A 17,667-nucleotide genomic window follows, 5' to 3' on the forward strand; every position below is an offset into this window, starting at 1 on the left:
GGCGGGAGCCGAGACGCCCGCGCGGGTCCACGGCGCCCGCGGGCGGCCCCGGCCGGATCTGTGGATGCTGGCCGGGAGCCGAGACGCCCCCCGGGGACGAGGGTGGCCGGTGCTGCGACCAGGGTCTCGGCACCTGCTCCGGTGGAGGGCGGATCAGTCCTGGTAGTCGTACTTCATGCCGATACCCAGGGTGCTCTGGAGCGGGAGGAGATCGGCGCCGACGATGTCGAGGACGAGAGGGAGGAGGAGTTCGGCCAGCCGGGCGGCCTCCGACGGGGTCAGCGCGGCCCAGGGGGCAGCGGCGAGTTCGTCGGTGAGTTTCTCCACAGCGGTACGGAGCGCCAGCCCGGCTTCGGTGGTCGCGCCGTCGCCGTCCAGCAGGTCCCGGGTGACGAGGCGGTCGCGGGCGGCGTTCCAGTCCTGCGCCGTCCACTGGCGGCTCTCGAAGGCCTCGACCGGGACGGCTCCGACTCCGGCCTGCAGGACCAGGGATTCGACCGGGTCGAGGTGGTGGGCCTGTAGGGCGATGAGGTGGCCGTCCCCGCGGTGCTCGCGCAGGATCGTGGCCGCGTGCCAGAGAACCGCGTGCGGCGCCTCGGGCCAGGGCAGGGCGGAGTTGGCGGCGGCCAGCGGGCGCCCGGCCGGGGCTGCGGACTCGGCGGCGCGCCGGGCCAGCCGCGTCGCCTCGGCCAGGTCCGCGGAGGTGGTGCGCTTGGCGAACAGCCCGCGCAGCGCGCGGTCGGTGGCGGTGGCGCGGGCCGCGAGGACCCGGGCGGGATGGGCGGTCCGCCAGGTGTGGGCGGCGTACCGCTCCACCATGCGCGGGGCGAATCCGTAGAAGAGGGAACCGACGAGCTCGGGGCCTACCGGGCCGAGCGGCGCGGCGCGGTAGGCGAAGTACAGGGGCCACCGGTCGTCGGTGGCGTAGCCGAGGGTTGCGGCCTCCTCGTAGGACTCCGGCGCGAAGTAGACGATGGCGTGTACGGGTTCGAGCAGCTGCCACAGCCGACGGATCGTTCCCAGGTCGTGCACACCCCTGTACGTCATGTCCCTGTCCCCCACGGTCAGTTGAGCGTCGCTCCCGGCAGGTGGTCAGCCTAGGGGTCGCCGGTGGCCGGGGCCGCGGTCGGCCGGAACACGGTGGACTGCGCCCGCAAGAGGTGTTTAGGATCGTGATCAGGGCATCGCGTGTCGGTCACCGGCTGGGTGAGGCATGGAGGCGCCCGTGACGTGCCTTTCGGAGGCATTCACTCATGGCAGTCGAACTGAACCACACGATCATCCACTCCCGTGACAACCGGGAATCAGCCACTTTCCTGGCGCACATCCTCGGCCTCGAGGTCGGGACCGAATGGGGCCCCTTCGTCCCCGTAGACCTCAGCAACGGCGTCACCCTGGACTTCGCCGCCATCCCGGCCGAGTCGATCACTCCGCAGCACTACGCGTTCCTCCTCTCCGAGGAGGAGTTCGACGTGTCGTTCGAGAAGATCCGGTCGGCGGGAATCCCCTACTTCGCCGATCCGCACGGCGAGCGGCCCGGCGAGATCAACCACAACGACGGCGGGCGCGGCGTCTACTTCCTGGACCCCGCCGGGCACGGCATGGAGATCATCACCCGCCCGTACGGCTACCAGGAGGCTGGGGACGAGTAGCCCCCGCCGGATCAGTGCGGTGGAGCCGTGGCCGGGGACCCGGCCGCCGGGGCGCTGGACGCCCTGCTGACGGACACCGGTCCGGCGGTCCGCGCGACGGCTCGCGCCCGGGAGTGCGCAGCGCGGCCCGGGCCGGGCTGCTGCGGGAGGTGCCGCCGCGCGACGGGGGCGATGATGCCCTGTGGTGGGGCCGGGATGCCGCGCAGACGGCGGACCTGGAGCGGGCGCTGGCCGAGGACCTCGTACGGAGCCTGCTGTAGGGGGTGGCGCGAGGCGGTCTCGGCCAACCCGCACCTGCCTTCGGATCGGGGGGCGGCGGAACCGGCCCCCGACCCCGACCCGGACGTCCGCCGGACGGTGGCGATGGGGCCGTTGCCGGCGGAGGAGCAGCGGCCCAGCCGGCCGGGCCCGCGCCGCGTCAGCGAATCCCGGCCAGCCCCCGCACACTCGGCGGCCCGGACCCGCGGGGGCTCGTGTCGGCGGCCAGAGCGGCCGCAGGGGCAGCGCGGGGAACCGGGCCACCTCCTCCCGGATCCGGACCGAGGGGGCGGCGGCGAGCACCTCGTACGCCCGGTCGGCCGGTTCGGCGCGGGCGTCGGCCGCGGCCCACAGCGTCAGGTGCCGTGTGTGCCCGGCCGGCTCCCCGAACAGCAGCCGGACCCGTGCTCGGTCGGCATCCCGGCCCGTATCCGGGCCTCCGCCAGACGCCCGCGTACGGCGCGGTCGGTGCCGGCGGGGTGGTCGGGATGGTCGGCGGACGCGGCGATGACTGCGTCGGGCGGGTCACGGCGCCGCAGCAGGGCCGGGGTGGTGTCGAGCAGCCGCAGCAGGATCTCGTCCGGGGCGGCACGGTTCCGGACCAGGCCGTCCCGACGGGCCTGCCTCAGCCGCTCCCCGACGGAGTCCCCGTATGCCTGCCCACCCCACTCGTCACCCGGCCACCCGTCACCCGTTGCCCACGCGTCCTGCATCCACCGAAACGCAGACGGATCCGGGGTTGATACGCCGTCGGGCCGGACCCTGGAGGGGGTCCGGCCCGACAGCGTACTGCTGACAACTCTTTGCAGGGGCGGCAGGATTCGAACCTGCGGCCTTCGGTTTTGGAGACCGGCGCTCTGACCAGCTGAGCTACACCCCTTCGGCGAGACCAACCATGACACGGCGCGCCCCGAAGATCCACCGAATTCGGCGGGCAACCGGGTGGAAGTTCGGCGCGCGCCTGTACATCGGAGGCTTCCGGCCACCCGATCGGGTCGTTCTCCCTGGTCAGCGCGGTACGGCGTGGGGCCGTCCGGGCATGGCCGAGCCGGCCGGGCCAGCCGCTGTCCGCTCCGTGAGACGGGAGGCGCCGGGGGAACCGGGGGAACCGGGGGGGTACCCGGGGGGGCGGAGAGCGGCCAGGCCCCGGGGCCCACTTCGAGTCGCCCCCTTGACCCACTCTGGTCCAGACCAATAGTTTCCGGCATGCACAGCGCACGCGCACCCGTCTCATTTCCCCGCATCCGCAAAGGAAGCCCATGCGCCGCAGCATGCTCGGCAGGCTGGCCGTCGCCGCCTGCTCCCTCTCCCTGCTGACCGCCTTCGCGCCCGCCGCCGCCGGCACGCACGGGGACGACCGGGCGGGCGGCCACGACCGCGCGTACCGAAAAGTCGGCTACTTCACCCAATGGGGCGTCTACGGACGGGACTTCCAGGTCCAGGACCTCGAAGCGAACGGCTCGGCCGGCAAGCTGACCCACATCAACTACGCCTTCGGCAACGTCAGCGCGGACGGAAAGTGCTTCACCGGGAACGTGCCCGGTGAAGCCGACGCCTGGGCCGACTACGGCCGTCCGCTCGACGCCGAGAACTCGGTCGACGGCGTCGCCGACACCTGGGACCAGCCGCTCGCCGGAAACTTCAACCAGCTGCGCGAGCTGAAGGCCGAGCACCCGGGCCTCAAGGTGCTGATCTCCCTGGGCGGTTGGAGCTGGTCCACCCACTTCTCGGACGCCGCCCTCACCCCGGCGTCCCGCAAGGCCCTCGTGGAGTCCTGCATCGACCTCTACATCAAGGGCAACCTCCCGCAGGACGGCACCCGCGGCGGCGCGGGCGCGGCCGCCGGCGTCTTCGACGGGATCGACCTGGACTGGGAGTGGCCGGGCTCGGCCGGTGACGCCGACACGAAGTTCCGCCCGGAGGACAAGCGCAACTTCACCGAACTCGTGAAGGAGTTCCGTACGCAGCTCGACGCGTACGGGCGCAGCCAGCGCAAGAAGTCCGCGTACGAGCTGACGGCCTTCGTCCCGACCGCCCCGGGCAAGATCGACGCGGGCTTCGATGTCCGCCGGATCATGCGGGACCTCGACTTCGTGACCCTCCAGGGCTACGACTTCCACGTCTCCGGCGAGAAGACCACCGCCCAGCAGTCTGCGCTCTACGCCCGGAACGACTTCAGCGTCGACGGCACCGTGGACGCCTGGCTGCGGCGCGGCGCTCCCGCGAGCAAGCTGGTGGTGGGCATGCCGTTCTACGGGCAGGGCTGGACCGGCGTCAGTGGCGGCGGGGACGGCATGGGCCAGCCCGCGACGGGCCCGGCTCCGGCCACCTGGTCCGCCGGGTACGAGGACTACAAGGCACTGAAGAAGCTGGCCGATTCGGGGACCTACCAGGTGCACCGCGACCGGCGGGGCGGCCACGCCTGGCTCTTCGACGGGAGCACCCTGTGGACCTACGACGATCCGCAGGTGTTGCGCACCAAGTCGCGGTACGTCCGCGAAGAGGGCCTGGGCGGCGCGATGTTCTGGTCGCTGGACGCGGACACGGCTGACGGCGAGCTGCTGACGGCCGTCGACCGGGGCCTGCGCGGCCGCTGAACCCGGCCTCCTGAAGGAGGCCGCCCACAGACCGGCGCCGCCGGGCCGCGGACATCGATCCGGCCCGGCGGCGTCCCTCAACCGGCGACGGCGGGCCCGGCCGACCGGCCCGGTACGGTCAGGCGATGACCACAGCGAAGATCGACGCGGCCGCCTCCGGCACCTGGACGCTCGGCGACCTGACCGTCAACCGGCTCGGCTTCGGCGCGATGCGCCTGACGCACCTCGCCGACGGCTCCCCCAGCGACCGCGACCGGGTGACGGCCGTGCTGCGCCGGGCCGTGGAGCTCGGCGTGAACCACATCGACACCGCCGCGTTCTACTTCTCGCCGCTGCGCTCCGCGAACGAGCTGATCAACCGGGCCCTCGCCCCGTACGCCGACGACCTCGTCATCACCACCAAGGTCGGTCCGGGCCGCGACCCCGCCGGGGACTGGTGGTGGGCGGAGCCGGGGCAGTTGCGCGGGCAGGTCGAGGAGAACCTGCGCCAGCTGGGCCGGGACCACCTGGACGTGGTCAACCTGCGCATCCCGCGCCGGGAAACGAGCGGATCCGTCGCCGAGCACTTCGGGGCGCTCGCCGAGCTCCGCACGGCCGGGCTGATCCGGCACCTGGGGATCTCCAACGCCCGGCCCGACCACCTCGCCGAGGCGCGGGCCATCGCGCCGGTGGTGTGCGTGCAGAACCCGTACGGGATCGGCTCCCCCGCCGAGGACCACGCCTTCCTGGACCTCTGCGGGGAACAGGGCGTCGCGTTCGTGCCCTTCTTCGCCATCGCCGGCGCGGGCAAGGAGGCGGGGGTGGTCGCGGAGGACGACGAGCGGGTCCACGCCGTGGCCGCGGCGCACGGGGTGTCGGCGGCGCAGCTGCGCCTCGCCTGGACCCTCAGCCGGGGGCCGCACGTGCTGGCGATCCCGGGGACCGGGAACCCCGACCACCTCGTCGAGAACGTCGCCTCCGGGGCGCTGCGCCTGTCCGCGCAGGAGATGGCTCTGCTCGAAGGGGCGTAGGAACCCCGTCCGCCCCGCAGGGCGGACGGGCGCCGACCCCCTCTACGTCACGTGCGCCGGTGGGCGGCTGCCAGGGCCGCCGTCCGGGCGAAGGGCGGGACGTACCCGGTGCCGCCGCGGCCGGATACGGACAGGGAGGCGGCGGCCGTGCCGTAGGCCACGGCGTCCGCGAGGGTGTCGCCGAGGGCCAGCCGGGCGGTGGTGGTGCCGGTGAAGCAGTCCCCCGCGCCCGTGGCGTCGACCGGATCGGGGTTGACGGGGACGGAGTGGCAGGTGAGGGCTCCGCCTTGGTCGAGCAGCAGCCGGTCGGCGCCGGCGGTGACGGCGACCGTCCGGGCCCCGAGTGCGCGGTAGCGGGCGGCAGCGGTGCGCGGCTCGTCGGTGTCCACCAGGGCCAGTGCGTCGCCCGGGCAGGAGGTCTTGAGCAGTCCGGTCAGGGGGGCGATCCGGGCCAGTAGTTCCCGCGCCTCCTCCCGGCCGGTCAGCCGGGATCGGAAGTTGGGATCGTACGAGACGTGCCCGCCCGCCGCGTGCACGGTCTCGGCGGCGGCGCGGCTGCTCGGGGAGAGGGCGCCCGTGACGCCGCTGGTGACGAGCGCCGTGGAGCCGGTCAGCAGGTGCCGCCAGGAGGCGATGTGCCGGACCGACAGCGTGGAACCGGCGCTGCGCGTGCGCCAGTAGACGAAGCCCCGGTCGCCCTCCGTGTCGGCGGACAGCAGGTAGGCGCCGTTCGGGTGCGGGGCCCGGCGTACGTGGGAGACGTCCACGCCGAGCTCGGCGGCGCGGCGCAGCAGGGGAACGCTGAGCTCGTCGTCGCCGACGACGGCGAGGAGGGCGGTCCGGGCACCGGCGGCGGCCGCGGCGGCCGCCGCGTTGAGGGCGTCGCCGGAGTAGGAGATCCGGGCGGGGGTTCCGTCGACGGCGTCCCGCAGGGCGGTGTCGGCGTGGACCTCTACGAGGACCTCGCCGAGGACGAGCACGTCGTACCTGGTCGACGCGGCGGCCGGCGAGGGCACGGCGGCGGGCCGGGGCGCGGTGGGCCCGGTCACGGGCAGGGCTCCGTGACGGTGCGGCCGGCGCCCCGGTTCCCGCGGTCCGTGCGGTCCCCGCGGCCCGTGCGGGGGGCGCAGTGGGCGCAGCACGGCCGGGCCAGCTCGGCGAACACGGCCGCGAGTTCGGCCGGGTCGGCGGGCAGGCCGTCGCCGATGCCGACGGCGGTCGCCCCCGCGGCGAGCCACTCGTGGACGTCGCCGGGCCGGATGCCCCCGGTCGGGATGATCAGGGCCTCGTCGGGGAGCACGGCCTTGAGGGAGCGGATGAACCGCGGGCCGCCCACGTGGGCCGGGAAGACCTTGGCGGCGCCCGCGGACCGGGCGGCGGCGGCGATCTCGCCCGGGGTGAAGCCGCCTTCGATGAAGACGGCCGCCCGACGACCGGCGACCTCGCGGACCTCGGGGGCCGGGTACGGGGAGACGAGGAAGGCGGCGCCCGCGTCCAGGGCGGCCTCCGCCTGCGCGGTGGAGGTGACGGTGCCGACGCCGACGAGGGCGCGGCGGCCGTGCGCGTCGGAGAGCGGGACGGTACGGGTGACGGCCTCGGCCCAGCCGGTGGTGGAGGTGGTCAGCTCCACGGCGCGGCAGCCCGCCGCGAGCAGGGCGGTGGCCTGCCGGACGGCCTGGTCGGCGTCGGCGTTGCGCAGCACGGGCAGCAGCCGCTGGGCGGCTATGACCGCGTACGGATGGCAGGACAAGGAAGCCTCCTTTGTTCCACGTAGTGGAACGGAGTATCGTGTACCGGAACCATGTGGTCTAGACCCTACACAGGGCCGGGAGAGCCCGTACCGACGGACGAGGCGGAAGAGACGGAAGAGAAGCAAGACGTGGAAGACGCGGAAGACGTGGGAGGCGCAGAAGTCGTGGGAGGGGCGGAAGGCGCGGAAGAGGCGGCGAAGCGCGGCCGCGGGGGCCGGACCTCGGCGTCCGGCTCCGCGCTGGAGAAGTCGCTGCGCGTCCTGGAGGCGGTGGCCGCGCCCGGCGGTCCGCACCGCCTCGCCGACGTGACGGCGGCGGCCGCGGTCCCGAAGTCGAGCACCTACCGCATCCTGGCCTCGCTGGTCGAGCAGGGCTTCGTACGCGTGGAAGGCGAGAGCCGCTACGGGGTGGGGCCCCGGCTGCGCGGGCTGGCCGCCCTGGTCGGCGGAGGGGAGCCGGCGAGCATCGGGCGGATCCTCGGGGAGCTGCAACGGGCCACCGGCCAGACGGTCCACCTCGCCCTGCACAGCGGGGAGACGATCACCTACATCCGGAAGCTGGAGGGCGACCAGCCCTTCCAGACGGCCTCCCGGGTCGGCATGCGCATGCCCCTGCACACGACCGCGATCGGCAAGAGCGTCCTCGCCCACCTGCCGGCCGAGGAGGCAGGGGCCCTGGTCAGCGCCACCGGGCTCCCGCGCCGGACCCCGCGGACGCTGACCACCGAGGAGGCGCTGCACGCGGACCTGGCGGCGGTGCGCGCCCGGGGGTTCGCGCTGGACGACGAGGAGAACGAGCCCACCATCCGCTGCATCGGCGCCGCCGTCCTGGGCCCGGATGGCCGCCCGGTCGGCGGGGTCAGCGTCACCACCGTCACCTTCCTGGTCTCCCGTGAGGAGCTCGAGTCCTACGCACCGGCCCTGCGCGCGGCTACGGAGGCCCTGGCTCCGCTGCTGTGAGGGCGGCCTGTCGCAGCGCCGATCACAGCACTAGGCAGTGTCTTCAAATGGCTCTGATGGGGGATCATGTGTTGCATGGTGCGTCGTCACGAGCTGTCGGATCTGGAGTGGGAAGCGTTGTCCGCGTTGTTGCCGCGGTCGTCGTCGGGGCGGCCGCGGCTGGACGACCGGCGGGTGCTGAACGGGATCGTGTGGAAGCTGCGGACGGGGTCGGCGTGGCGTGATGTGCCGGAGCGGTACGGGTCCTGGCGGACCCTGTACACGCGTTTCCGCAGGTGGGCGCTGGACGGGACGTTCACGCGGATGCTGGCCGCGGTCCAGGCGGAGAAGGACGCGGCCGGTGACGTCGACTGGCTGGTGTCGGTCGACTCCACGGTCGCGCGGGCCCATCAGCATGCTGCGGGCGCCCGTAAAAAGGGGCGGAGCAGGGGGACGAAGTATGTGATCACGCCCTCGGACGATCCCGAGGCGGACTGACCACGAAAATCCACCTGGCCTGCGATGGTCGCGGCCGGCCGCTCGGCTTCGTCCTCACCGGCGGCAACGCAGCCGACTGCACCCGCTTCGAGGACGTCATGGACACCATCCAGGTCCGCCGGGCCGGGCCCGGACGGCCCCGAACCCGCCCGGACCACGTCCTGGGCGACAAGGGCTACAGCTCCCGCAAGATACGCGCCTACCTGCGCAAACGCGGGATCGGCCACACCATTCCCGAACGCCGCGACCAGAGGACCAACCGATCCCGCAGAGGCCGCGACGGAGGCAGACCGTGCGCCTTCGACAAGGAGCTCTACAAGAAACGCAACGTCGTCGAACGCTGCTTCAACCGCCTCAAGCAGTACCGCGCGATCGCCACTCGCTACGACAAAACCCGCGAGTCCTACCAGGCAGCCGTCACCATCGCGTCCCTGATTCTCTGGCTCAAACCCCTTTGAAGACACTGCCTAGTGCTGTGGCCGGAAAGGTTTGCCGGGCGGCGCGACCCGGTGGACCTTTCCGGTCACAGCACTAGCTCGCGGGCGAGGCGCAGGTACCGGTGGCCGGGCTCCAGCGTCCGCGCGGCCGCCTCGATCGTGCCGGCCAGCAGGGCGCGGGCCTCCTCCCGGCGCCCGTCGGCGATCTGCGCCCGGGCCCACTCCAGCCGGGCGTGCACCACGTGCGGGTGCCCCTCCCCCAGGACGCCGGTACGGTCGGCCGCCACACCCGCCCAGGCCCGCGCGGCCTCTGCGGAGCGCCCGGCGCGGGCCGCGAGCGCCGCCCGCGCGGCACGCACGGCCAGGGTGTGCGGGTCGAAGGAGCCGAGCACGCGCTCCGCGTCCGCGAGCAGGTCCGCCAACTGCCGCTCGGCCTCGGCCGTTCCAGCCGTTCCAGCCGATTCGGCCCTTGCGGCCCTTCCGGCCCCTTCCGCCCTTTCGGCCCCATCGGCTCTTGCGGTCGCAGGCGAGGCGGACGCGGCCCGGAACCAGATCAGGCCGCGCCGGGTGGCCAGCACCTGGGGGTGGTCCGGCCCGTGGCTGCCCAGCCGGTCGGCCAGCAGCGCCTCCAACTGCCGGACCGCCGACCGGGGATCTCCCGCCGCGCCGGTGAAGTACGCCAGCTGGTGCCGGGCCGCCAGGGTGTCCGGGTGGCCGGGTCCGAGCGCCGCCCGGGTGTCGGCCACGAGGGTGGCGAACCGGGCGGCGGCGGCCCGGGCGTTGCCCGCCTCCCCGGTGAAGTACGCCAGCTGGTGCCGGGCCGCCAGGGTGTCGGGGTGGCGGGGGCCGAGCCGCAGCTCGCGCCGCCGGACGATGCCCGCGAGGTCCGCGGCGGCCCTGCGCGGTCGCCCCGAGTCGCCGACGGCGAGGGCCAGCGGCAGTTCGGCGGCGGTGACCCCGCCGCTCCGGGCCCGGGTGAAGGCCTGGACCGCACGGCCGAGGCGCCCCTCCTGGTGCGCGACGAGCCCCATGTCGTACGCGTCCTCGGCCTCGGCGCGGGCCAGCAGCCCCTGCCACAGCTGGTCGGGAACGGGCCCGAGGCCCGGCGCGTCCAGCAGGTAGCCGCAGGCGGTGTACCCGTGCGTGCGGCTGCCGGTCAGCAGGGCCCCGGTGGTGCGGTCCGCCCCGAGCGCCCAGTCCAGGGCCTCCGCGAAGGGCTCGGGCCGCAGGGCTCCGCCGCCGCGCCCGGCCAGGTAGGGCGGGTGCAGCGCGCGCAGCCACTCCTCGGCCACCGGCCGGCGCAGCCCGGCCCGCCGGCAGTCCACCGCGGCGGCCAGTACGGCGGCGCCGCGCGGATGGGCACCCGCCGCCCAGCCACTGTCCCAGCGGGCCGGCAGTCCGGGCGCGCCCGCCAGGGCCTCGGCGACGCCGAAGCGCTCGCCCGCGCCCAGGGCCGCCGCGATCCGCGGATCGTCCAGGTGGGCCTCGGCCCTGCGCCGCTCCCCGGGGGACCAGCGCCGGTCGAGGCGGATGACGGTCGCGCGGCCGAGCAGGTCCCGCCGGTCCCGCCAGGCATCGCGGTCGGAGCCGGTGAGCCGGCTCGCGTCGCGGGCCTCGTAGCGCCCGTACTCCTCGGTCCGCATCGTGGCGACCACCACCGCCCGGCGCAGCCCGTCCAGTTGGGCGGTGACGAGGCCGCCCGCGCCGAGGTACTCCTCCAGGTCGTCCAGCCACAGGACGGCGCGGCGGCGGCGCCCGGCGACCCGTACGGCCTCGGGCAGCGCCGCCCGGGTCAGCGGGCGGACGAAGGCGTGCCGGGGGTGGAGCGCGCGGGTCACCTCGTACGCGAGCCGGGTCCTGCCCGACAGGGACTCGCCCACCACCAGCACGAAACCGGGCCGGGCCAGGGCCGCGCGCAGCCGGGGGGCCACGTCGCGCTCGAGGTACGCGGGGGTCGTGGCACCGGCCTCCGCCGAACGAGCCCCACCTGGGGGCACCGCCGCCAGGCGCACCCCAACCGGGGACACCTCCGCCACATGGACCCCGACCGGGTGGACCACCGCCGGGTGGACCCCGACCGTTTCGGGCCGGTCCAGCGTCCGCAGCCGCGGGATCCGCCCGGCCGGAGTACGCAGCAGCGCCCCGGCGGCGCCCCCGGCCCGTTTCCCGGGCCGGGGCCGTCCGGCGGCCAGAACCGCCAGACCTGCCAGACGGGCCAGACCGGCCAGCGCCGCCACAGCGGTCACCCCGGTCACGGCCGCGGCGAGGCGGCTCCGCGTGCGACCTGATCCCCGTAAGAGCAACGTCGGCATGCCGCCCCCCACACCCGTCCCGTAACCGCCCATTGTCACCCGATCAGGCGTTCGGTGACCCCAACGGACGGCACAGAGCACGGAGTTCCCGGCCCGGACGTGCGGGACGGGCAGGACGGCCGGGACGGGCCGCCGCAGGCCCCGGCCGCCAGGGTGGTCGCGGCGCCGTCACCGGGGGATGCGATGCTGACGGCGCCGCGGCGGACGCCCCGGCACACGGCTCCCCCCGAGAGGCCACGAACCAGTCTTCGGGATAAGTGTTATCGGGGCCCCACTCGACGGTCTCCCAGTTATTGGGCATCATCGAGCGCCGGTACGGACAGGGATCATCACATGAGTACACAGCACACGGCAGAGCTGGTGGCAGCGGCCCGCGCGGGCGACCCCCGCGCGCAGGACGCGCTGGTCAGCGCCTACCTTCCGCTGGTCTACAACATCGTCGGCCGGGCCCTGGGCGGGTCCTGCGACGTGGACGACGTGGTGCAGGACACGATGCTGCGGGCGCTCGACGGACTGGGTGGGCTGCGCTCGGACGAGAGCTTCCGGTCCTGGCTGGTGGCGATCGCGATGAACCGGGTACGGGCCTACGGGCAGGCCCGCCAGAGCGGCTACGGCGAGAGCACCCTCGAAACGGCCGCGGACATCGCCGACCCGGGCGCCGACTTCGCCGACCTGACCGTCGTACGCCTCCAGTTGGAGGGGCAGCGCCGCGAGACGGCCCGCGCCACGCGCTGGCTGGAACCGGACGACCGGGGGCTGCTCTCGCTCTGGTGGCTGGAGTGTGCCGGGGAGCTGACCCGCGCCGAGATGGCCGCGGCCCTGGAGCTGTCCCCGCAGCACACCGCCGTCCGGGTGCAGCGGATGAAGGCCCAGCTGGAAGCGGCCCGGGTGGTGGAGCGGGCCCTGGACGCGCAGCCCCCGTGCGACGGGCTGCGAACGGTCACGGCGGGCTGGGACGGCCGGCCCTCGACGCTGTGGCGCAAGCGAATAGCCCGGCACGCGCGGGAATGCGTACGCTGCTCCGGGCTGTGGTCCGGCCTGGTCCCGGCGGAGGGCCTGCTCGCCGGTCTGGCCCTCGTCCCGGTCTCGGCGGCCCTGCTGGCCGGCGTACGGGCGGCCGGCGAAGCCGACTTCGGCCTCGCGGGCTCGTCGTTCGCCGACGGCTCCGGGGCGGACTTCGCGGACGCGGCGACCCAGCTCACCACGGTCGCCACGACGATGACCGCGGACGGAGCGGGCGGGGCGGGCGGGGCGCCCGGCAGCCGGGGCGCGCTCCGCAAGCGGCGGCAGAACCGCCGCCGGGTGATCGGGGGCGCGGTGGTCGCCGCGTGCGTCGCGGGCGGCGGCCTGGTGTACCTCGGCACGCTCCCCGGTTCCGGACACTCCGAGGCGGACGGGGGCGCCCCCGCCTCCCCGCTGACCGCGCTGTCGGCGACGGACTCCGCCGCGCTGCCCTCGGAACCGGCCTCGCCCTCCCCCTCGGCGCCCGCCTCACCGTCCCCTTCACCCTCGGCCCCGGCCTCCGCGTCCGCCTCGCCGAGCCCGTCCGCCGCGAGCCCGAGCCCGTCGCAGTCGCGCAGCAGCTCGCCGACGCCGCGCGCCTCCGCGCCGGCACCGGCTCCGGCCCCGCCGGGTGTGGCGGGCCAGGTGGTGGCCCTCGTCAACAAGGAGCGGGCGGCGGCCGGCTGCGGCCCGCTCAAGGAGGACGCGCAGCTGCGCGCGGCCGCCCAGGGGCACTCCGACGACATGGCGGACCGGGACTTCTTCTCGCACACCAGCCCGGACGGCTCGGACCCGGGCCAGCGGACGACCGCCGCCGGGTACCGCTGGTCGACGTACGGGGAGAACATCGCGAAGGGCCAGCAGACCGCGCAGTCGGTCATGGACAGCTGGATGAAGAGCCCGGGCCACCGTGCGAACATCCTCAACTGCTCCTTCAAGGACATCGGTGTGGGCATCCACCACGGCCAGGGCGGCCCCTGGTGGACGCAGAACTTCGGTGCCCGGATGTGAGCGGGCGCCCGGCCCCGTCCGTGTCTTTCGGCGCGGCCGCACCCGCGACTATCGGCGTGGCCGCACCCGCCACCGCCCCCGATGAGTCAAAATGGGGGCGGGATAGAGGCTGGAGCGGAACCGCCTGATCACAGTGGGCGGTGCGGCGAGGACGGTGGGGTGACAGCACGGTGAAGAAGGAGCTCCGTCCGCACCAGCGCGAGGCCGTCGACGCCGTGGTGCGGGCGCTGGAGCTGCCCGCCGGGGGCCGGGTGCCCGCGGCCGGACTGCGCACCCAGGTGATCATGGCGACGGGCTCGGGGAAGTCCCTGGTCGCCGTCGGCTCTGCCGAGGAGCTGCGAGCCGGCCGGGTGCTGGTGCTGGTGCCCTCGCTGGACCTGCTCGCGCAGACCGCCGGGGCCTGGCGGGAGGGCGGCCGGTCCGGCCGCCGCCTCGCCGTGTGCTCGCTCGCCGAGAAGGACGCGGGCGCGCCCACCACGACCGATCCGGCCGAACTGGCCCGCTGGGGCCGCCTCCCGGGGGACCGGGTGACGGTGTTCGCCACGTACGCCTCACTGGGCCTGGGAACCATCGAACGCGCGCACCTCGCCGGGCTGCCCGGCTGGGACCTGATCGTGGTGGACGAGGCGCACCGGACGTCCGGGCGCATCGGCAAACCCTGGGCGGTGGTGCACGACAACGAACGGATCCCCGCCGTCCGGCGGCTGTACATGACGGCCACCCCCCGGGTCTGGCAGGACGGCGAGGAGGGCGAGGGCGGCCGTCCTCCGGGCCGCGGCGAGCTGGTGGCCTCCATGGAGGACGACCCGCGGGGCCCGTTCGGCGCCCGCTGCTACACGCTGTCCCTGTCGGAGGCCATCGACCGCGGGATCTGCGCCCCGTACCGGGTGGTGTGCGTGGACGTCACCGATCCGGGTTTCCAGGCGGCCTCGCTGCTGGGCCGGGACGGACGCTCGGACGCGGTGCGCGGGGCGCGGCTGGCCGCGCTCCAGGCGGCGCTGGTGAAGGCGGCCGCCGACCAGGGCTTCCGGCGGACGCTGGTCTTCCACCACCTGACCAAGGAGGCCGAGGCCTTCGCCGCCGGACTGCCCGCGGTGGCCGCGCGGCTGCGGCTCACCAGCCGGTCCCCCAGGCCGGTGTACCCGCGCACCGTCTGGGCGGACTGGCTGTACGGGCAGCACACGGCGGCGCACCGGCGGCGGGTGCTGGACGCGTTCGCGGACGGCCGGATCGCCGACAAGGCCTTCCTGGGCAGTGTCCGGGTGCTGGGCGAGGGGGTGGACACCAAGGAGTGCGACTCGGTCTTCTGGGCCGACGTACGGGGATCCATGCCCGACCTGGTCCAGGCCGTCGGGCGGGCGCTGCGGATCCGGCCCGGGGAGGGGAAGGTCGCCTCGCTGGTGGTGCCGGTGCTGCTGGGGCCGGGCGATTCTCCCGAGACGATGCTGACCTCGCGGGCGTACGGGGACCTGGCGCGGCTGCTGGAGGCGCTGCGGGCCCACGACACCCGGATCGTGGAGTCCCTGGCCCAGCCGCAGGCGCCGAGCCGCCGGGGCCGGCCCGCCGCGGCCTCCGGCGTGTCGGGCGGGGCGCAGTCCCTGCTGAGCTTCTCCACGCCCAGGGACCCGGCGCAGCTGGCGGCCTTCATCCGGCTGCGGGTCCTGCATCCGGAGCGGGAGCACTGGCGGCGCGGGGTGGAGGCGGCACGGATCTACGCCGCCGGGGCCGGGGACCTCAAGGTGCCCTTCGCCTTCCAGGTCCCGGCGGGCCACGAGGGCTGGCCGCCCGGGCTGGCCCGGTTCCCGCTCGGGCAGTGGATCGCGGACGCGCGGCGCACTTACCGGCGGGGCGCGCTCGGCCGGGAGCGGGCGGCGCAGCTCGATGAACTCGGCATGGTGTGGAGCCACTTCGACGTGGCGTTCGAGGAGGGACTGGCGGCGGCCCGGGCCTGGGCGGCGGAACACGACCACCTGCTGCCGCCGGTCGAGGCGACCTGGGGCGGCGCGCCCGTCGGCGTGTGGGTCAAGAACCAGCGGGCAGCGGCCCGCCGGGAGGGGCCGGGGGCACTCTCGGCGGAGCGCCAGGAGGCCCTCGACGCCATCGACCCCTCCTGGTGCCCGGCCTGGGACATCGCCTGGCAGCGCGCCTTCCATCTGACCCGGGTCCACCTGGACGGGGGCGGCCGGCTGCCGCTGGGCCCCGGCGAGGTGGTCGTACAGGGCCAGGACCTGGGCGTGTGGGTGCGCGGCCAGCAGTGGTCCTGGGAGCGGCTGTCCTGGGCCCAGCGCTGGCTCCTGGAGCACACCCTCGGCCTGACCCCGGAGGCCGGGGCCGGGCCGGGGCAGCAGCGCCGCGGGCATGCCGTCGCGTGGGCGGAGCACCTGGAGGCGGCCCGCCAGTTCCAGTCCCGCGAGCGCCACCTCCGGGTCCCCCGCAAGCACGTGGAGCGGGTCGGCGACCAGGAGCTGCGCCTCGGCTCCTGGATCGCCAACCAGCGCTCCCGTGCGGACTCCCTCGCGCCGGACCGGATCGAGGCGCTGACCGCCCTGGGGATGCGCTGGCCGACACCGAGGCCGGCCGCGGGTCACTGAGCGGAACTCAGTGGTGGAAGCCGGAGCGGGGTTCGGTGGCCGGGGCCGGCGGGGGCGCCGTCCGGAGGTGTTCCACCGCGTTGCGCAGGTCGGTGACGAGCAGGGCGATCTGGTCGCGGGTCACACCGTGGCGGACCAGGACCCGCTGGATGACCGTCTCCTCTCGGTCGGCGGGCAGCGGGTACGAGGGCACCTGCCAGCCCCTCATCCGCAGCCGGTCGGAGAGGTCGTAGAGGCTGAACCCGGCTGCGGCCGGATCGCTGAGCGTGTAGGAGACGGCTGGCAGGGCGCCCTGGCCGTCGTAGAGGAGCGTGAAGGGGCCCATGGCGGCGATCTCCCGGGCCAGGTACTGGGCGGTCTCGGCGCAGGCCTCCTGGACCCGCCGGTAGCCGCCCCGGCCGAGGCGCAGGAAGAGGTAGTACTGGGCGATGACCTCGCCGCCGGGGCGGGAGAAGTTGAGGGCGAAGGTGGGCATGTCGCCGCCGAGGTAGTCCACGTCGAAGACGAGTTCCGCGGGCAGCAGGTCGGCGGTGCGCCACACGATCCAGCCGACGCCGAGGGGCGCGAGCCCGTACTTGTGGCCGGAGGTGTTGACGGAGGCGACGCGCGGCAGCTGGAAGTCCCACACCACGTCGGGGTGGAGGAAGGGCGCCACGAAGGCACCGCTGGCTCCGTCCACGTGGATGGGGACGTCCCAGCCGTGCTCGGCCTGGATGCGGTCGAGTTCGGCGGAGATCTCGGCGACGGGCTCGTAGTCGCAGGTGTAGGTGACGCCGAGGATGGCGACGACTCCGATGGTGTTCTCGTCGACGTACGAGGCGAGCTGATGCGGCCGCAGTCCGGTGGCGCCGGGCTCCAGTGGGACCTGGCGCAGTTCGACGTCGAAGTAGCGGGCGAACTTCTCCCAGCAGATCTGGACCGGACCGCACACCAGGTTGGGCCGGTCGGTGGAGCGGCCCTCGGCGCGGCGGCGGGCGCGCCAGCGCCATTTGAGGGCGAGGCCGCCGAGCATGGCGGCCTCGCTGGAGCCGGTGGTGGAGCATCCGGTGGCGGCGGCGCCGGGCGGGGCGTTCCACAGGTCGGCCAGGATGTTGATGCAGCGGGCCTCGATCTCGGCGGTCTGCGGGTACTCGTCCTTGTCGATCATGTTCTTGTCGAGGCACTCGTTCATCAGGCGGTGCACGCCGTCGTCCGACCATGTGGTGCAGAAGGTGGCCAGGTTCTGGGCGGCGTTGCCGTCGAGGAGCAGTTCGTTGTGGAGCAGCTCGTAGACGACCTCGGTCGGCGAGTGGTCGTCCGGCATCCGGTACTTGGGGAGGATCTGGCCGCTCAGTGCGGACGCGAACACGTCCGTGTCGGCATCGGTGGCGCGGGTGTCCTTCGTCTGATGAAGAGCCATATCGGGACTATAGGGAAAAAGAGGAGCATCTCGGCGGAAGCCACCTCCGGAGCGGCCCCGCCCCGACCCGCGCGGCCGCGCCCCCAGCCCCCTCAACCGCGCCCCCGGCCTCCGCGGGCCCGCTCCGGAGCGTCTCTTCCGGCCGTCTCCGCGGTGTGATCTCCTCCATAGCGCCCCTGTGCGGCCGAAAAAATTACTGTCCAGTAGCATT

The 17,667-nt window shown here is 74.6% G+C and carries 14 protein-coding genes and 1 tRNA gene; 8 read left to right on the plus strand and 7 right to left on the minus strand.

All coding sequences use genetic code 11. The annotated features are described in order from the left end of the window. Positions 1-153: 153 nt before the first annotated feature. The gene (locus OG447_RS22925) at positions 154-1,047 is read right to left on the minus strand and encodes a hypothetical protein (RefSeq protein ID WP_266939043.1); all 894 of its coding nucleotides are present in this window, start codon (positions 1,045-1,047) and stop codon (positions 154-156) included. A 206-nt stretch (positions 1,048-1,253) separates the two neighbouring features. Between OG447_RS22925 and OG447_RS22930 the strand changes: the two genes are divergently transcribed. Next, positions 1,254-1,652, plus strand: coding sequence for a VOC family protein (locus OG447_RS22930; RefSeq protein ID WP_266939044.1), 399 nt, complete (start codon positions 1,254-1,256; stop codon positions 1,650-1,652). A 113-nt stretch (positions 1,653-1,765) separates the two neighbouring features. Then, a complete protein-coding gene (locus tag OG447_RS22935) occupies positions 1,766-1,912 on the plus strand; it encodes a hypothetical protein (protein WP_266939045.1) in 147 nt (48 codons plus the stop codon). Between the two features lie 354 nt (positions 1,913-2,266). Here the strand turns inward: OG447_RS22935 and OG447_RS22940 are convergent, their stop codons facing one another. Together OG447_RS22940 and OG447_RS22945 are read right to left on the minus strand one after the other, a co-directional pair. Further along, positions 2,267-2,623, minus strand: a complete 357-nt coding sequence (locus tag OG447_RS22940; protein WP_266939046.1) for a hypothetical protein — start codon at positions 2,621-2,623, stop codon at positions 2,267-2,269. Between the two features lie 93 nt (positions 2,624-2,716). Further along, positions 2,717-2,790, minus strand: a tRNA-Trp gene (locus tag OG447_RS22945). A gap of 379 nt (positions 2,791-3,169) precedes the next feature. Here OG447_RS22945 and OG447_RS22950 point away from each other — a divergent pair. Both OG447_RS22950 and OG447_RS22955 read left to right on the plus strand, forming a co-directional pair. Beyond that, on the plus strand, positions 3,170-4,507 hold the full coding sequence (locus OG447_RS22950; protein WP_266939047.1) for a glycoside hydrolase family 18 protein: 1,338 nt from the start codon (positions 3,170-3,172) through the stop codon (positions 4,505-4,507). Between the two features lie 125 nt (positions 4,508-4,632). Next, on the plus strand, positions 4,633-5,517 hold the full coding sequence (locus OG447_RS22955; protein ID WP_266939048.1) for an aldo/keto reductase: 885 nt from the start codon (positions 4,633-4,635) through the stop codon (positions 5,515-5,517). A gap of 47 nt (positions 5,518-5,564) precedes the next feature. Here OG447_RS22955 and OG447_RS22960 read toward each other — a convergent pair whose 3' ends face one another. Together OG447_RS22960 and OG447_RS22965 are read right to left on the minus strand one after the other, a co-directional pair. Continuing rightward, positions 5,565-6,566, minus strand: a complete 1,002-nt coding sequence (locus tag OG447_RS22960; protein ID WP_266939049.1) for a PfkB family carbohydrate kinase — start codon at positions 6,564-6,566, stop codon at positions 5,565-5,567. Continuing rightward, positions 6,563-7,267 (minus strand): bifunctional 4-hydroxy-2-oxoglutarate aldolase/2-dehydro-3-deoxy-phosphogluconate aldolase, encoded by a 705-nt coding sequence (locus OG447_RS22965; RefSeq protein WP_266939050.1) that lies wholly within the window; start codon positions 7,265-7,267, stop codon positions 6,563-6,565. Before OG447_RS22965 ends, OG447_RS22960 begins: the two co-directional genes overlap by 4 nt. 129 nt (positions 7,268-7,396) lie before the next feature. On the opposite strand from OG447_RS22965, the gene OG447_RS22970 reads away from it, so the two are divergent. Both OG447_RS22970 and OG447_RS22975 read left to right on the plus strand, forming a co-directional pair. Beyond that, entirely contained in the window at positions 7,397-8,227 is an 831-nt protein-coding gene (locus tag OG447_RS22970) for an IclR family transcriptional regulator (RefSeq protein WP_266939051.1), read from the plus strand. Between the two features lie 75 nt (positions 8,228-8,302). Then, a protein-coding gene (locus tag OG447_RS22975; protein WP_266939052.1) for an IS5 family transposase occupies positions 8,303-9,162 on the plus strand; the annotation gives its coding sequence in 2 pieces (ribosomal slippage) (positions 8,303-8,648 and positions 8,648-9,162; 861 coding nt in all). A gap of 65 nt (positions 9,163-9,227) precedes the next feature. On the opposite strand, the gene OG447_RS22980 is transcribed toward OG447_RS22975, so the two are convergent. Next, entirely contained in the window at positions 9,228-11,387 is a 2,160-nt protein-coding gene (locus OG447_RS22980; RefSeq protein ID WP_266939053.1) for a tetratricopeptide repeat protein, read from the minus strand. A gap of 399 nt (positions 11,388-11,786) precedes the next feature. Between OG447_RS22980 and OG447_RS22985 the strand changes: the two genes are divergently transcribed. Beyond that, complete coding sequence (locus tag OG447_RS22985) at positions 11,787-13,466, plus strand: sigma-70 family RNA polymerase sigma factor (RefSeq protein ID WP_266939054.1); 1,680 nt, start codon at positions 11,787-11,789, stop codon at positions 13,464-13,466. A 170-nt stretch (positions 13,467-13,636) separates the two neighbouring features. Further along, a complete protein-coding gene (locus OG447_RS22990; protein WP_266939055.1) occupies positions 13,637-16,057 on the plus strand; it encodes a DEAD/DEAH box helicase in 2,421 nt (806 codons plus the stop codon). A gap of 7 nt (positions 16,058-16,064) precedes the next feature. Here OG447_RS22990 and OG447_RS22995 read toward each other — a convergent pair whose 3' ends face one another. After that, positions 16,065-17,456, minus strand: a complete 1,392-nt coding sequence (locus OG447_RS22995; RefSeq protein WP_266939056.1) for a glutamate decarboxylase — start codon at positions 17,454-17,456, stop codon at positions 16,065-16,067. Between the last annotated feature and the right edge of the window lie 211 nt (positions 17,457-17,667).

The organism is Streptomyces sp. NBC_01408 (assembly GCF_026340255.1).
Classification (GTDB): domain Bacteria; phylum Actinomycetota; class Actinomycetes; order Streptomycetales; family Streptomycetaceae; genus Streptomyces.

Bases quoted from the DNA above. Each gene is read 5' to 3' on its own strand.
- OG447_RS22925 (WP_266939043.1), bottom strand. From the start codon at position 1,047: ATGACGTACAGGGGTGTGCACGACCTGGGAACGATCCGTCGGCTGTGG.
- OG447_RS22930 (WP_266939044.1), top strand. From the start codon at position 1,254: ATGGCAGTCGAACTGAACCACACGATCATCCACTCCCGTGACAACCGG.
- OG447_RS22940 (WP_266939046.1), bottom strand. From the start codon at position 2,623: ATGCAGGACGCGTGGGCAACGGGTGACGGGTGGCCGGGTGACGAGTGG.
- OG447_RS22950 (WP_266939047.1), top strand. From the start codon at position 3,170: ATGCGCCGCAGCATGCTCGGCAGGCTGGCCGTCGCCGCCTGCTCCCTC.
- OG447_RS22955 (WP_266939048.1), top strand. From the start codon at position 4,633: ATGACCACAGCGAAGATCGACGCGGCCGCCTCCGGCACCTGGACGCTC.
- OG447_RS22985 (WP_266939054.1), top strand. From the start codon at position 11,787: ATGAGTACACAGCACACGGCAGAGCTGGTGGCAGCGGCCCGCGCGGGC.
- OG447_RS22995 (WP_266939056.1), bottom strand. From the start codon at position 17,456: ATGGCTCTTCATCAGACGAAGGACACCCGCGCCACCGATGCCGACACG.